This is a genomic window from Vibrio thalassae, assembly GCF_900089835.1.
GTDB lineage: Bacteria > Pseudomonadota > Gammaproteobacteria > Enterobacterales > Vibrionaceae > Vibrio > Vibrio thalassae.
Genome location: NZ_OANU01000073.1, coordinates 47,427 through 62,261, shown reverse-complemented (window position 1 = coordinate 62,261; position 14,835 = coordinate 47,427). Strand labels below are relative to the sequence as shown.

Genomic DNA, 14,835 nt, shown 5'->3' with positions numbered 1-14,835 from the left:
CCTATCTTCGTGGCAAACCGTGACTATGTAAGGCGTGGTAAAGGTACCAGTCGCCGACCAGCAAAAAAGAAACCTTCTGGTAAGAAACCATGGCGTAGTGGCCTTTTGGCAATCGTGCTTGCCGGCGTTTTTGGTTATGGTCTTTACACCTTAAGTAATGATCCAGAGCCAGAACAACCGATGCCAGCTGAAACGGTGCCGATCGCCAAACCTAAGCCTAAGCCCGCGAAGCCCATTCCACCGCCACCAGAAGAAAAGTGGGACTACGTTGAAACGCTGCCTAAACGCGAAATAGAAGTGCAAGCGAAAGAACAAGTGGTTTCTAAAATCCCTTACATCATGCAGTGTGGCGCGTATAAAACCCTCGCCCAAGCTGAAGCGCGTAAGCTGGATATTGCTTTTCAGGGACTCTCAAGCTCGATTCGTAAGAAAGAAGGCAGCAGTTGGTTCCGAGTGGTGCTCGGCCCTTACTCACTTAAGCGCGACGCTGAACGAGATAAACACAAGTTGCAACGTGCAAAAATAGAGCCGTGTGCGATTTGGAAGGACTCGCAGTAGCATCTTACCATTCGATGCTTTTACATCGATTCCGTCATCTTCACACCCACTCCGTCATCTTCACGAAAGTGAAGATCTCCTGAAGCGCTTGACTCACTTAAATCAATCGAGTTTGCTAGGCGCTCTGGGAGATCTCCTTTTTCAAGGAGATGACGATATACTGTGATGATATTTTGTGGTTCTTGTAGAGGCTATTTTTCTCGCCCCCTAAGTCAAACACTTGCCTAGGGCCTAAGACCATCTTTTTCCAGTATCGCTCTTACCTCCCTTGAATTACATTCCTCGCGTCCACATATCCCATTCATACCCGAATTAAAACCAATGTGAGGCAAACGTCGTGACTACTATTGTATCTGTACGCCGAAATAACAAAGTCGTGATCGCTGGTGATGGACAAGTATCCCTAGGCAACACCGTAATGAAAGGGAATGCTCGTAAAGTTCGTAGACTATACAACAACAAAGTACTAGCGGGCTTTGCTGGCGGCACGGCTGACGCGTTTACTCTGTTTGAGCGCTTTGAAAGCAAACTACAAATGCACCAAGGTCACCTGACCAAAGCTGCGGTTGAATTAGCCAAAGACTGGCGCAGCGATCGTGCTCTGCGCAAACTAGAAGCCTTACTTGCCGTCGCTGATGAGACCGCATCATTAATCATCACAGGTAATGGTGATGTCGTTCAACCAGAAAATGACCTAATTGCTATTGGTTCTGGTGGTAATTTCGCTCAAGCAGCCGCTATCGCGTTACTAGAAAACACCGATTTAGATGCCCGTGAAATCGCGGAAAAATCCCTTAAAATTGCAGGCGACATCTGCGTATTCACTAACCATTATCACACTGTTGAAGAACTAGAAAGCGATGCGCAGTAGCATCCAAAAAATCAAAATAGTGTCTGAAATTTTGTAAGGAATTGATTATGTCTGAGATGACTCCACGTGAGATTGTTCACGAGCTAAACCGCCATATTATTGGTCAAGATAAAGCGAAGCGCTCTGTGGCGATCGCTCTTCGCAACCGCTGGCGCCGTATGCAACTTGAAGAAAGTTTGCGTGCGGAAGTATCACCTAAAAACATTCTCATGATCGGCCCTACCGGTGTCGGTAAAACAGAAATCGCTCGCCGCTTAGCCAAGCTTGCCAATGCGCCTTTCATCAAAGTGGAAGCCACTAAGTTCACCGAAGTGGGCTACGTAGGCAAAGAAGTGGAAACCATCATTCGCGATCTGACTGATGTAGCAATTAAGATGACTCATCAACAGGCAATGGAAAAAGTCACTTTCCGTGCCGAAGAGCAAGCCGAAGAGCGTATTCTTGATGCCCTTTTACCACCAGCTCGAGATGCTTGGGGTCAAAACGAACAGAAAGAAGAAGGCTCGTCCAATACTCGTCAAATTTTCCGCAAGAAACTGCGCGAAGGTAAATTAGACGATAAAGAGATCGATATCGAAACTGCAGCACCACAAATGGGCGTTGAAATCATGGCGCCTCCTGGCATGGAAGAAATGACCAACCAGCTGCAAAGCATGTTCCAAAATCTAGGTGGCGATACCAAGAAAAAGCGCAAGCTGAAAATCAAAGATGCTTTCAAAGCACTTACTGAAGAAGAAGCCGCAAAACTGGTAAACCAAGAAGAGCTCAAAGAGCAAGCGATCTACAACGTTGAGAACAACGGTATCGTGTTTATCGATGAGATCGATAAAATCTGTAAACGCGGTGAAGCCTCAGGTCCTGATGTGTCTCGTGAAGGTGTGCAGCGTGATTTACTGCCTCTTATCGAAGGCAGCACAGTGTCAACCAAGCACGGCATGGTTAAAACTGACCATATCCTGTTTATCACCTCTGGCGCATTCCAACTAGCAAAACCATCGGACTTGATCCCAGAGCTGCAAGGTCGTCTGCCAATTCGTGTTGAACTGGAAGCCCTTAGCAGTGATGACTTTAAACGTATCTTGACCGAGCCAAAAGCATCACTCACCGAACAGTACATTGCCTTGATGAAAACTGAAGAGGTAGACGTAGAGTTTACTGAAGACGGCATTCAGCAAATTGCAGACGCCGCTTGGACAGTAAACGAGACGACCGAGAACATTGGTGCTCGCCGCCTGCATACAGTTATGGAGCGCTTGATGGATGAGATTTCATTCGATGCAACGGATAAGCCGGGTTCAAAACTGACGATTGATTCAGGTTACGTGAAGTCAAAACTTGGCGAGTTTGTCGAAGACGAAGATTTGAGTCGTTTTATTCTTTGACGACTTGATGTAAGAGTGATCGAACGGTGCTTTTGAAGCGCCGTTTTTTTATTGTTAGTCATAAACTGATCCACGCTTGCGACTATTCAGAAGAGTCACGCGCTTTAGAAGATCTTCACTGTCGTGAAGATGACGACGTTAACCGTCATTTCCTTGAAAAAGGAAATCTCGTACAACAAGTGCCTCCATTACAGCCAACATCTAAACTCATCAAGCTGAAAATTGAACACTATTCACCACAAATCTGGCGTCAAGTCTCGCCAATAAGGGTTATGACTAGTCACAAGTTCATTCTTCCACGAGCGATTCCAGTGCTTAATCTGCTTCTCACGGGCAATAGCGTCTTCCATACAATCAAACAACTCATAATGTACAAGGTGATAGACATTATATTTCTTCACAAACCCATCAGTTACGCCATTCCGGTGCTTCCAAATGCGCTGTTGTAGATTTGACGTTACCCCAATATAGATAACCCCACTCCCCTTGGAAGCGGTAATGTAAACACACGGTTGTTTCGTCATCAGATATTCCCTTATCAGTTTGACATCATTCCATCCCACCATGCTAGACATTTATCCAAAGTCTCTTTTCAGCGCACTTCACGTATTTCGATTTATCATACTAATCCCATACTATGCCCTTAAAGATAATGCGTATTTAGCCATGCATACTTTTCCCGTATACTTAAACCAAATTGTTAAAGCATAAGTCTACGATGAATCAATCAGTCCGCATTTGGCTCGACGCAGCCAGACCTAAAACACTCCCACTCGCTTTAGTGTCTATCATTACAGGCAGCGCACTTGCCTTCTCAACTGGTAGTATGTCTTGGAGTGTCGCCTTTCTCGCTCTAGTTACCGCGATGTTACTACAGATTCTCTCCAACTTAGCCAATGATTATGGTGACGCAGTCAAAGGCACGGACAACGACAATCGTTTGGGCCCAACACGCGCAATACAGTCGGGTGCAGTGTCCCAACAAGACATGAAGAAGGCCATCGTTTTAAATATCGTATTGACCATCGTCGCCGGATTAGGCTTGGTGTTTCATGCGCTCGATTCAGCACAAAGCATCATCACGTTTATTGGGCTGGGTGTCTTAGCCATTATCGCAGCGATTGCCTACACCGTTGGTAATAAACCTTATGGTTATGCTGGGTTGGGTGATATTTCCGTTTTTATTTTCTTTGGTCTACTCGGCGTATCCGGTACCTATTTCTTGCATACTGGTCATATCGATTCCCTACTCTTCTTACCCGCGGTCGGCTGTGGATTGCTCGCGGTTGCCGTGCTCAACGTCAACAATATGCGCGACATTGAGAATGACAGCGCCTGTGGCAAGCACACTGTGGCGGTGAGACTCGGAGAGCACAAAGCAAAAATCTACCATTTCACTCTGTTACTATGCGCAGTGATTGCATTCGCTTGTTATCTCGTTTTACAACAATCACCACTGTGGATTAGCCTTCCATTTGTCATCAGTTTAATTGTTGTGATAAAACATGGCAGAGCGGTCTGGCAAGCAACCCGACCAGCACAGATTGCCCCTATGATGCCGATTGTGGTTAAGTGTTCATTAGTCACTAATATCTTATTTTCGGGAGTGGTTATAGCTCAAACTCTGATGACTTAATTGAGCCTTGTCATTGCATTGACCTATTCAACCGATATACTCGATTTATACCTTTTGTAAATGACAAAGAAGAGTCGCCATGGAATACAGTACTTCAGCCCTATGTGATATCTACCTAGACCAGGTAGACGTTGTTGAACCAATGTTTAGTAACTTTGGCGGCCGAGCCTCATTTGCAGGTCAAATCACTTCGGTTAAATGTTTTGAAGACAACGGGGTTATCCGTGAGATCTTAGAACAAGACGGCGTGGGCCGCGTTCTTCTTATCGATGGGGGCGGTTCACTACGTAAAGCCCTGATTGATGCCGAAATTGCCCAATTGGCAGAAGATAACGAATGGGAAGGTCTCATCGTTTATGGCTGCGTGCGCGAAGTGGATGAGTTGGAAGACATGAACCTTGGTATTCAAGCACTAGCTTCTATCCCTGTTGGCGCTGCGCAATCCGAAGTTGGTGAAGTTGATGTGCCAGTTAATTTTGGCGGCGTGACCTTCTTACCTGAAGATTACGTGTACGCGGACAATACTGGAGTGATTCTCTCTCCTGAGCCTCTCGATATGAACTTTGAGGATGAAGAGGCGGTTGAAGAATAAACGTCACAAGAGACGCAACACGCTATCTCTTTAGAAACAATCCATTATTCTCAAATAATCCGTCACTCCCAAGCAAGCCGTCATCCGCAGCAATCCGTCATCCCCTTGAAAAAGGGGATCTCCCAAAGCGCGTTGTACACTTCACAAGGTCGCCACCTCCGTGAAGATAACGACTCCAACCGTCATTTCCTTGAAAAAGGAAATCTCGCGCAGCAAGTGCCTCCTCACAGCCAACATCTAAATTCATCATGCGGCAATTTGAACACTTTCACACCTACGACTATTCAAAACAGTCATACGCTTCAGAAGACCCTCACTTCCGTAAAAATGACGGCCTATTTCAAGTTATTAGTCTCTAGTCATTACCAAACAAGTCACGCGTATACACTTTGTCAGCGACATCAGCCAACTCTGGCAACATACGGTTTGAAATAATCAAATCGGCTTCTTGCTTAAACGCATCAACATCTTGAATCACGCGTGAGTGGAAGAAGTGCTCTTCTTTCAGCACTGGCTCATAAACAATAACTTCAATACCTTTTGCTTTCAGACGCTTCATAATGCCCTGAATACTGGATGCTCGGAAGTTATCCGAGCCCGACTTCATGATGAGTCGATACACGCCAACCACTTTAGGCTCACGCTTTAAGATAGATTCAGCAATAAAGTCTTTACGAGTACGGTTCGCATCAACGATTGCACCAATAATGTTATTTGGTACTTCTTGGTAATTAGCAAGCAACTGCTTAGTATCTTTGGGTAAACAGTAACCACCATAGCCAAATGATGGATTGCAGTAGTGACCACCAATACGTGGATCTAGCGCCACACCTTCGATGATTTGGCGTGTATCCAATCCATGCGCTTCAGCATAAGAATCTAACTCATTGAAGTAGGCCACGCGCATTGCGAGGTAGGTGTTTGAGAACAATTTCACCGCTTCAGCTTCAGTTGAATCAGTAAACAACACATCAATATTCTCTTTTTGAGCCCCTTCCACCAATAGGTCAGCGAACACTTTTGCACGTTCACTGCGCTCACCAATAATAATACGAGACGGATTGAGGTTGTCGTAAAGGGCGCTCCCCTCACGTAAAAACTCTGGAGAGAAGAACACGTTCTCGGTACCCAGCTCTTCACAAATACGCGCACTGTAACCAACCGGTACGGTGGACTTGATAACAATGACCGCATCAGGGTTAATCGCCATCACATCTTTAATCACCGCTTCAACCGAGCTGGTATTAAAATAGTTGGTTTGTGGGTCATAATCTGTCGGTGTAGAAACAATCACATAGTCCGCACCAGAATACGCTAACTCTTTGTCCAGAGTAGCCGTAAAGTTTAAGTCATCACGCTTCAAAAACGCTTCAATTTCACTATCAACAATCGGCGATTGCCTATTGCACAGCATCTCAACCTTTTCTGCGTTAATATCTACCGCTACTACCTCATGATTCTGAGCCAGCAACATCGCATTTGATAGGCCAACATAGCCTGTTCCTGCAACCGCTATTTTCATAGTTTCATCTTACAAATTGATTATCATTTTAGCTGGTTATCTAAGGCGTCATAATTTATGTGGACACACTTAGTCAAATCACCAGTTTCTCTAGCCTTGTATTATTGACAGCGAGCGCTAAGCAATCAAGTAACACTTTGTCTCACTTGTTATTTAGGCGCACTTGGCTAACGTATACGATCTCCAGCACCCTTACCTATGGCTGTCGCGATAATTAGCCTAAAGTACTGAGATAGTGAGTGGTTGCTTATCATTCTCGCATCTACTTGCGCTAACTTTTTCGGCTCAGACATATCGATGCCATTTACCTGAGCCAACCCAGTAATGCCTGGCAGTACTTTATCCACACCTAACTCGCGTCTCTCTTCAATGAGTTCTTCTTGATTAAACAAACAAGGCCTAGGACCTACAAAACTCATTTCACCTTTAAGCACATTAACCAGTTGAGGCAACTCATCAAGCTTAGTTTTTCGAAGAATAGACCCCAACTTAGTGACCAATTGAGCATCTACCATATGCGTCGCTACCGATTGTGTTGATACCACCATCGTTCGAAATTTGTACAAGGTAAAAGCTTTTCCTTCTTTACCAACTCGCGTCTGGCTGAAAATCGGAGAATCGCTATCCATTCGGCCAACAAGATAGACAACAAGCATCACTGGCCATAAGAGGCATAGCCCTGTTATTGCAAATACAAAATCTAAAAGTCGTGTTAAAGGTGTGTTCATTGCGCTTCGCTATCCTTTACTAATTTTAATATGCCTTGCTTAAAAGAATATGGAGGAGTCCAGTTCAACGTCTGCTTTGCATGGCTGATGTCAAACTGAAGGCTACCAAACATTCGTTCAGCAATATTCTTCTTCCCTAGTACTTTAAGCAAACCACCTAAAATAGCGGTGGGAATAGGGAGCAGCTTGATGCGATTTTCATAGGCATTAGCCAACTCTGTTATCAGCTCAGTAGTAGAGACATCATCATCGTCCGAGACCAAAAATGTCTGATTGGCTGCTGAAGGGTGCTCAAGACAACAACAAATAATATCAATAAGATTATCTAACGAGATTAGGCTTCGTTTATTGTTAATGGCTCCGAACGGCAATGGAAGCGCCGTCCGGCTCAATTTCATGAGAGCCGCAAAGTTCGCTTTAACTCCTGCGCCATAAACCAGAGGTGGACGCAAAATGACGACTTCCATCCCCGTCTTTTCAGCAAGTCGAACTAATTCAATCTCCGCCTCATGTTTACTCATTGCATATGGGTCGCTAGGAGCCTTGCTGACAAACTCAGTCAACGCACAACCCAAGTCACTGCGTTCGCCATTCACTTTAGCAGTGCTGATGAATATGAATCGCTTTACACCTGCGGCCGCGGCTTGTTGAGCAAGTCTTATGGTCGCATAAGTGTTCACTGCCCTATACTCGTCAATCGGACTTTGAGCGGTATCATTCAGAATGTGCGCTCGAGCTGCGCAGTGCACGACTACTTCTATTTGTTGTTCACGCAAAGCCTCTTCGACTTCAAAAGGGACTGATAAATCAATCTCGATTTCGTCTGTTGCACACTTAACTCGTTTCATTGCTATGGGGTGATACTTCGGAGATTGCTTTAACGTTGTTACTAAAGCCTCTCCTAAAAAACCCGAAGCTCCCGTTACCGCGATATTGTTCACACCTATCCCGCTCCTTGTCTGCTTTAGCTGTGTATTATGCCTTAAAACAAGCAAATTACTTAGCTCACTTCTAACCTAAACAACCGCCACTTACTTTTTTGAATCACTTCGTACTTCTGAATCAGGGCTTAACAGTTACTCTCTAGCTAGTTTGAGTGACAACAGGTAGAATACAGAAAACCATAATTATATACTCGTAGCGGCTAGGTTTATCATGCTATTTCAAACGCCTTTAAATTTTCTCCTCTCTGCCGATAGAAAGTTAAAACGTTCAATAACAATAACTTATGATGTTTTTGCTATTGCACTTTCTTTGTATCTAGCCATCGCCTTACGCCTTAATGTATATGTGTTTGAGTTGCATACTCCTGAAGTCCTCAGTCTTATTAGCACGATTATTGTTACCATCGTTTGCTTTATAAATTTAGGTATGTACCGCGCAGTCTTGCGCTATATGATGCTGCCCGCGCTCAGTAACATTTTCTTTGCTGTCTTTCTATCAGCAACAACGCTTGCCCTGTCAGGATTTTTTTTCCATACCTTTATTCCAAGAAGTGTTCCCTTTATCTATGCGGGATTGGCCATTCTAACGCTTGGTGGACCAAGGGTACTCATTCGTTCTGTGTACTATCAAGTTTACAAGAGGAAAAAGCCAAACGTGTTCATCTACGGAGCAGGCTCAGCAGGTCGAGATCTTGCAAGCGCTCTTATTCAGGGTGCTGAATTTCATCCAGTTGCCCTTCTTGACGATGACCGAGAAAAAGTTGGGCAGATATTTTACGGTGTGCGTGTTTACCATAGCTCTGAATTTGACGATTTGAAGGGGTTATATAGCCCAGTAAAAGTATTATTAGCTGTGAATAATATAGGGAAAGGCGAGCGACTAAGATTACTCGAGAAGGTATCGCACTGGCCGGTAGAGATCTTGTCAGTACCATCAGTGGAAGATATTGCGACGGGGAAAGCGGAATCGACAGAAATTAAGGATTTAGATGTCGCCGACCTTCTGGGCCGTGAAGCCGTTGAGCCAGACATGGCACTTATGGCTCGTAACATTGAAGGTGAAAACGTAATGGTGACAGGTGCTGGCGGATCAATTGGATCAGAACTTTGCCGCCAAATTCTTCGCCTTAAACCACGCTCATTGGTTATATTTGAGCTTAACGAATATAACTTGTATAAGATTGATCAAGAGCTAAATAATATCAAAGAACGTTTACACCTCGATGTAGCTATTATTCCAGTATTAGGGTCAGTCCAACGCCAGAATCGTTTAGAAAAAACCATGTTAGCTAACGAGGTACATACCGTTTTTCACGCAGCTGCCTATAAACATGTACCACTTGTCGAGAGTAATATTGTTGAAGGGGTGCGTAACAACGTATTTGGTACCTTATATTGCGCTCAAGCAGCGATTAACTGCAATGTGCGAAATTTTACCCTGATCTCTACTGATAAAGCGGTAAGACCAACAAACGTTATGGGAGCAACAAAGCGTATGGCTGAATTGGTCCTACAAGCACTCGCTGACAAACAGCGTGATACCACCTTCACTATGGTGCGCTTTGGCAATGTACTAGGCTCATCCGGGTCTGTCGTACCACTTTTTAAACAACAAATTCGCAAGGGCGGGCCTGTTACGGTAACCCACCCAGATATTATTCGTTACTTTATGTTGATTCCAGAAGCGGCTCAACTAGTTATTCAAGCGGGAGCTATGGGTCATAATGGGCAAGTTTTTGTTCTGGATATGGGAGAGCCAGTACAGATACTCGATCTAGCAAAGCGAATGATCCATCTTATGGGTATGAAGGAACATATCGAAGCATGTGGACAAGATGGTGATATAGAAATCCACTTCACTGGTTTAAGGCCTGGAGAGAAGCTTTATGAAGAATTATTAATAGGTGACAACGTTGAAGGTACAGGCCATAAGAAAATCATGACCGCCAAAGAATATATGCTTAAGTGGGAGGATATGAGTGTTCTACTTAAAAAACTAGATATTTGCTGTCATGAGTTTGATGAGAATTGTATAAAAGAAATCTTGTTGAAAGCGCCGACAGGTTACTCACCACAAAATTAGAGAAAAAAAGTGACATTGTTTATTTCAGTAGTGAACCATAATCACGACAATATGATTATTAATAACTCCACGTTACAATCTTTAGCTAGCGAATATACTGTAATCATAAAATCAAACACAAAACCTAGCAAGGAACTGACAGGATATTGCAAATCATTCGGTATACTTTTAATTGAAGGAGTTGTTCGTAAGGGATTCGGAGAAAACAATAATGAAGTTTTCGACTATGTTGTTAGAAACTTCGGACTACAAAGCACTGACTATTTCCTTGTACTCAACCCTGATATTGAGATAACGCTTTCTACGGTAAAAAATCTGATGTTTAAAGTTATAAAAGATAACACACTAATATCTACGATAAATCTATATAAGGACCGTAATTTTAAACAGCATGACTATTCAATAAGATATTTCCCCTCTTTGCTAAATCCTTTAAAAAGCCTTTTAAAGATAAAACGCTCCGATTTTTATGATAAAAGCCAAGTATTTAGCCCAACTATCGTAGATTGGGCCGCAGGATCATTTCTTCTTTTTCGAAACGATTTATACAAAAATCTTAACGGATTTGATGAAAAGTATTTCATGTATTTCGAAGATGTGGACATTTGCAGACGAGCAAAGGAGCTAAATATAAATGTAGTTTACTACCCTCAATTCAAAGCCGTACATTTCGCACAACATAGCAATAAGTCACTATTTTCAAAAGAGCAATTTTATTATATAAGAAGTACCTATAGATACTTTTTCAGTAACTAACTTTATTAATTGGCAATTAACTATCGTCACAGTTATTTAAAACCAAGACATTCAAATAATGTACTTTTTAGTAAAGTGTCTTCAAATATTATCTTGTTTAAGAAATAGGCTCGATATAATCGTGCATATGATCCCTACAAACATTGCTAACCATAAAGTAGAAAACCTTACGATTAACGCGATAGTAGTGGCAACAGTAAGAGAAACCCCCCAATGATTCAATATTATCACTATCACCGCTTCAGTTGCACCTACTCCTCCAGGAATAAATGATACTGCTCCTGACAACATAGCTGCTGGGTAAACTGCCATCAAATCTAATCCGTTTACTTGTATATCAAATATATAAGATAAATAGACCAGAATAAATGATGTAGAACACCAAGCCATTGTTCCTAACAACATATATACAAGAAAACTTTTAGTTTCAAGGCCATAGTTAACATTACAAAAAACCTTATACACCAGTAAAAATAGTCTTCTAGTATTAAAGTAGTTCTTATTAACAAAAAACCTGCATATCGATTTAGTCAAAGTAAGATTGTTGGCTAACAATACCACTACAGTTATCATAAAAATTATTACGACTGCAACTAACTTAAGGCTCGAAAAATTTACTAATAATACTGATGCTAATACCAAGACTACTATTAAATCAAAGAAACGCTCTATTATAAAGCTAGATATAACCACATCGGATGATACACCGATAGCCCGATAGTGAATAACTCTCGAAAGCTCTCCTATTTTCCCCGGAGAAGCAGTGAAAGCAAAACCAGAAACATAAAAAAACAACCCTCTAAAAAAACAATGATCTTCTCCATTGTTTTTCATTATCAAATGCCATCTAAAATATCTAACAAAAATGCTAACCAAAAACAATAGGACAACTACTACTATATTCTGATAATTGATCTTTTTGAGCAATTCCAGTCTAAACTGTTGTTCAAGAACCAAAATAACTGATATATAAAATAATGAAATAAATATAAAAGCATAGATAAAGCTCTTCTTATTAGTTAGCTTTTTTTTCATTTAACTATTCTCTAAAAGATAGGCTCTTGTGACCAATAAAACTTGTAAAAACTGGCACTAACACACCAATTAAATGGGAAATTTCATGAATATATTTCGATATGTTGAAAAATGGAAGAATATAGTATGCAAGAAGCATACTTACGATCCAAGTCTGAGCAATTGCTGCTATATTGATAAGAGTAAAATAGAATGCTGAGCGAACGACCGAATTTTTGGAATCCGTAAATACGAATACTCTTGCTAAGGCAAACGCAGTAACCATTCCCATTAAGTACGCTAGTACAATTGCAGTCGAAAAGCTAACATATTGACTGAAGAAAATGCGACTGCCAAAATTGACAGCCGCAGCAAAACCTCCAGTGCAAAGAAACATAACAAATTGTCTCGAAGCATAGATATTAGGCATTTATTCAGTTCCAACCATCTTGGCTATTTTTTTACCAAATCGAATACCTTCAGATACTCCACGATCCTCCGGATAGTAATAAGAAGTATCGGCGACGTAGAGTCCTTCTACCGCTAAGTTTACAGGAGGCAGCTTTTCTAAAAATCCTGGTTCACAAATAGGTTGTGCATAGCGATATCTATTAACGTGAATATCGATAAAATCGTCATCAGATAATTCAGGATTGATGATTTTTAGATAAGACTTAACTTTATTGATGAAGCTACTGTCCGGCTCTGAATATTTATCGTTTTCAGCTGGCATATAATAGGGGACATAAACAATATGATCCTTAAGGGGATTTAGTCTAGAATACTCTACGATCCCTGGTATATCCATTCTTTTATCATTGATATTTAACCAAAAGTTCTCTGTTACTGATTTTTTCAATTTAACGATCAAACACACTACCGCGATATTTTTCAGCTCTTCAAACTTTGACCGTTCTTCCTCAGGAAGATCAGGGATAAGATTAGGTATATAAGGTGCAGGAACCGTACTCACTACATTATCAAAATCTAGTATTTTGCCACCAACCTCTAAGCCATTGACTCGACCTCTATCAATATTTACCTTGTCAACCTTTGATGAAAGTATTACTTTCCCTCCAAGTGACTCAATTCTGTCTTTCATCGCATTTAACAAAACTTCAGAGCCACCTTCTAGATACCCTAATTTCTCCTCCATCATATTGTATCTGGAGTTGCCAATGCGTTTAATTCTAGTCCAAATCCAAGCGGCTGAAAGATTATTTGAATAGTTATAAAACTTTAGATCAAACAAACTTTTCCACAAAACATCATAGGCTTCACTACCAATCCATTTCTTAATCCAAGTTGTAGCTGATACATCATCTAACCGCGTCCAATCTGAACGTTTTGTAGATAAGAATGCATGTATTCCGTATCGGAGTTTAGAGACGAGTCCAAGCTTTGGAAACCTGAGCAATGAAATTGGATTCCCCCAAGGAAACAGCTCTCCTTCATAATAGAAGCCCATCTTAGTCTTTGTCCATTTCAACTTATCATTTAACCCCATTTCGGAAATCATCTCAAAATGAGGATGGTCGTTTGCACATATAAAGTGATAATACCTTTCTATATCCAAACCTTCAAAGTTGAATGACGCTGTCATTCCTCCCACTCGGTCATCAGCTTCAAATACTGTAACATCATGGCCATCTTTTGCTAATTGGTAAGCAACGGCCAATCCCATTGGACCTGCACCTAGCACTGCTACTTTTTTTACACTCATTTAAAATTCCAATTTAATTTTACTGTATTTTTCGTCAGAAAAGGTTTCAATGACTGCTGCTTCAAATGGCGTCGCTGAGACATTAAACTCTCCTTCCCAGTCCATTACTTCAAATTCATCACAAGCAACTAAAGCATTTAATTGCTCAACAGTAAACGGTGGGTTTTTGTCGAATACGGCCCATATTTTAAGTAAGACAGAAAAAAGAGAAAAAGGAATCTTTAGTATTATTGCTTTAGATTTTATTGCACGTTTAATAGTACGAATTATATCTATATAGTCAACCTTCTCCAAACCAGAAATATTGTATACTCCACCAATCCTTTTCATTTCAATACAACTGATTATTATATTAGCAAAATCACCAACATAAAGAGGTTGTCTCATATATCTTCCATTTCCAGGAATAGGAAAAACCGGTACCTTTTCCATAAATCTAGATAACCATCCTAAGTGTTTTCTGTCAAACCAACCAAACATCAAGGTCGGTCTTAAGACAATACAGTTAATACCACTATCTAGTACTAGATTCTCCTGCTCTTTTTTAGTATTTGTATAGTCGTCATCTGCAATAGATTCAACGACAGATGAGCTTATATGTACCGTATGATCAACATGATATTTCTTTATTGCCTTAATTACGTTATTTGTTGAAACTACATTGTTACGGATGAATAATTCTTTTTCTTTAGCGCCTATTTGAGCTTGAAGCATTATCACACTATCAGCTTTTTCGAAGTGTCTTTCCCAATCACCTTCCTGAGCAAGATCAGCAAACTCCGCCTGAATATCAGGATGATTTTTCTTTAAAACTTCAAGATTTTCTTTATGTTTATCTATAACAACAAGCTCGGTAAAACCCTTATTTTTGAGCCTAACTATAAGGTTCTGACCAACTAAACCAGCGCCACCAGGCAATACAATTTTCATTTACATCCTCTATAAGCTCATTTCTAAAAACTAAACAAAATTACATTATCCAAATAAATAACTAGCCACTTAGCTGTCAGGCCAAGAGAAAGGATA

The 14,835-nt window shown here is 41.3% G+C and carries 15 protein-coding genes; 7 read left to right on the top strand and 8 right to left on the bottom strand.

Annotated features, from left to right (window positions below):
• The first annotated feature begins 9 nt into the window (after nucleotides 1-9).
• The 3 genes from VTH8203_RS17290 (at nucleotide 10) to hslU (ending at nucleotide 2,811) form a co-directional block, all read left to right on the top strand.
• On the top strand, nucleotides 10-558 hold the full coding sequence (locus VTH8203_RS17290; protein ID WP_096994785.1) for an SPOR domain-containing protein: 549 nt from the start codon (nucleotides 10-12) through the stop codon (nucleotides 556-558).
• Between the two features lie 337 nt (nucleotides 559-895).
• Complete coding sequence (hslV, locus tag VTH8203_RS17285) at nucleotides 896-1,429, top strand: ATP-dependent protease subunit HslV (RefSeq protein WP_096994784.1); 534 nt, start codon at nucleotides 896-898, stop codon at nucleotides 1,427-1,429.
• Between the two features lie 47 nt (nucleotides 1,430-1,476).
• Nucleotides 1,477-2,811, top strand: a complete 1,335-nt coding sequence (hslU, locus tag VTH8203_RS17280) for an ATP-dependent protease ATPase subunit HslU (protein WP_096994783.1) — start codon at nucleotides 1,477-1,479, stop codon at nucleotides 2,809-2,811.
• A gap of 233 nt (nucleotides 2,812-3,044) precedes the next feature.
• On the opposite strand, the gene VTH8203_RS17275 is transcribed toward hslU, so the two are convergent.
• Nucleotides 3,045-3,335 (bottom strand): GIY-YIG nuclease family protein, encoded by a 291-nt coding sequence (locus tag VTH8203_RS17275; protein ID WP_096994838.1) that lies wholly within the window; start codon nucleotides 3,333-3,335, stop codon nucleotides 3,045-3,047.
• Between the two features lie 194 nt (nucleotides 3,336-3,529).
• On the opposite strand from VTH8203_RS17275, the gene VTH8203_RS17270 reads away from it, so the two are divergent.
• Complete coding sequence (locus VTH8203_RS17270) at nucleotides 3,530-4,447, top strand: 1,4-dihydroxy-2-naphthoate polyprenyltransferase (RefSeq protein WP_096994782.1); 918 nt, start codon at nucleotides 3,530-3,532, stop codon at nucleotides 4,445-4,447.
• Nucleotides 4,448-4,526: 79 nt separating this feature from the next.
• Nucleotides 4,527-5,039 (top strand): ribonuclease E activity regulator RraA, encoded by a 513-nt coding sequence (rraA, locus tag VTH8203_RS17265; protein ID WP_096994781.1) that lies wholly within the window; start codon nucleotides 4,527-4,529, stop codon nucleotides 5,037-5,039.
• 355 nt (nucleotides 5,040-5,394) lie between these two features.
• On the opposite strand, the gene VTH8203_RS17260 is transcribed toward rraA, so the two are convergent.
• From VTH8203_RS17260 to VTH8203_RS17250, 3 genes are all read right to left on the bottom strand, one after another.
• Nucleotides 5,395-6,561 (bottom strand): nucleotide sugar dehydrogenase, encoded by a 1,167-nt coding sequence (locus tag VTH8203_RS17260; RefSeq protein WP_096994780.1) that lies wholly within the window; start codon nucleotides 6,559-6,561, stop codon nucleotides 5,395-5,397.
• Nucleotides 6,562-6,728: 167 nt separating this feature from the next.
• The gene (locus tag VTH8203_RS17255) at nucleotides 6,729-7,289 is read right to left on the bottom strand and encodes a sugar transferase (protein ID WP_096994779.1); all 561 of its coding nucleotides are present in this window, start codon (nucleotides 7,287-7,289) and stop codon (nucleotides 6,729-6,731) included.
• Nucleotides 7,286-8,230: a UDP-glucose 4-epimerase family protein gene (locus tag VTH8203_RS17250; RefSeq protein WP_244181248.1), complete on the bottom strand. Its 945-nt coding sequence runs from the start codon at nucleotides 8,228-8,230 to the stop codon at nucleotides 7,286-7,288. The genes VTH8203_RS17255 and VTH8203_RS17250 overlap by 4 nt, the downstream gene beginning before the upstream one ends.
• 214 nt (nucleotides 8,231-8,444) lie before the next feature.
• Here VTH8203_RS17250 and VTH8203_RS17245 point away from each other — a divergent pair, with 214 nt between their 5' ends.
• Nucleotides 8,445-10,316, top strand: a complete 1,872-nt coding sequence (locus VTH8203_RS17245; RefSeq protein ID WP_096994778.1) for a polysaccharide biosynthesis protein — start codon at nucleotides 8,445-8,447, stop codon at nucleotides 10,314-10,316.
• A 9-nt stretch (nucleotides 10,317-10,325) separates the two neighbouring features.
• Nucleotides 10,326-11,072: a glycosyltransferase gene (locus VTH8203_RS17240; RefSeq protein ID WP_096994777.1), complete on the top strand. Its 747-nt coding sequence runs from the start codon at nucleotides 10,326-10,328 to the stop codon at nucleotides 11,070-11,072.
• Between the two features lie 81 nt (nucleotides 11,073-11,153).
• Here the strand turns inward: VTH8203_RS17240 and VTH8203_RS17235 are convergent, their stop codons facing one another.
• From VTH8203_RS17235 to VTH8203_RS17220, 4 genes are read right to left on the bottom strand one after another with little or no spacing between them, the layout of a single operon-like run.
• Complete coding sequence (locus VTH8203_RS17235; RefSeq protein WP_096994776.1) at nucleotides 11,154-12,107, bottom strand: lysylphosphatidylglycerol synthase transmembrane domain-containing protein; 954 nt, start codon at nucleotides 12,105-12,107, stop codon at nucleotides 11,154-11,156.
• Between the two features lie 4 nt (nucleotides 12,108-12,111).
• On the bottom strand, nucleotides 12,112-12,516 hold the full coding sequence (locus VTH8203_RS17230; RefSeq protein WP_096994775.1) for a GtrA family protein: 405 nt from the start codon (nucleotides 12,514-12,516) through the stop codon (nucleotides 12,112-12,114).
• On the bottom strand, nucleotides 12,517-13,809 hold the full coding sequence (locus VTH8203_RS17225) for an NAD(P)/FAD-dependent oxidoreductase (protein ID WP_096994774.1): 1,293 nt from the start codon (nucleotides 13,807-13,809) through the stop codon (nucleotides 12,517-12,519). It abuts the gene before it with no gap.
• Complete coding sequence (locus VTH8203_RS17220) at nucleotides 13,810-14,739, bottom strand: NAD-dependent epimerase/dehydratase family protein (protein ID WP_096994773.1); 930 nt, start codon at nucleotides 14,737-14,739, stop codon at nucleotides 13,810-13,812. It lies immediately after the preceding gene.
• Nucleotides 14,740-14,835 lie beyond the last annotated feature (96 nt).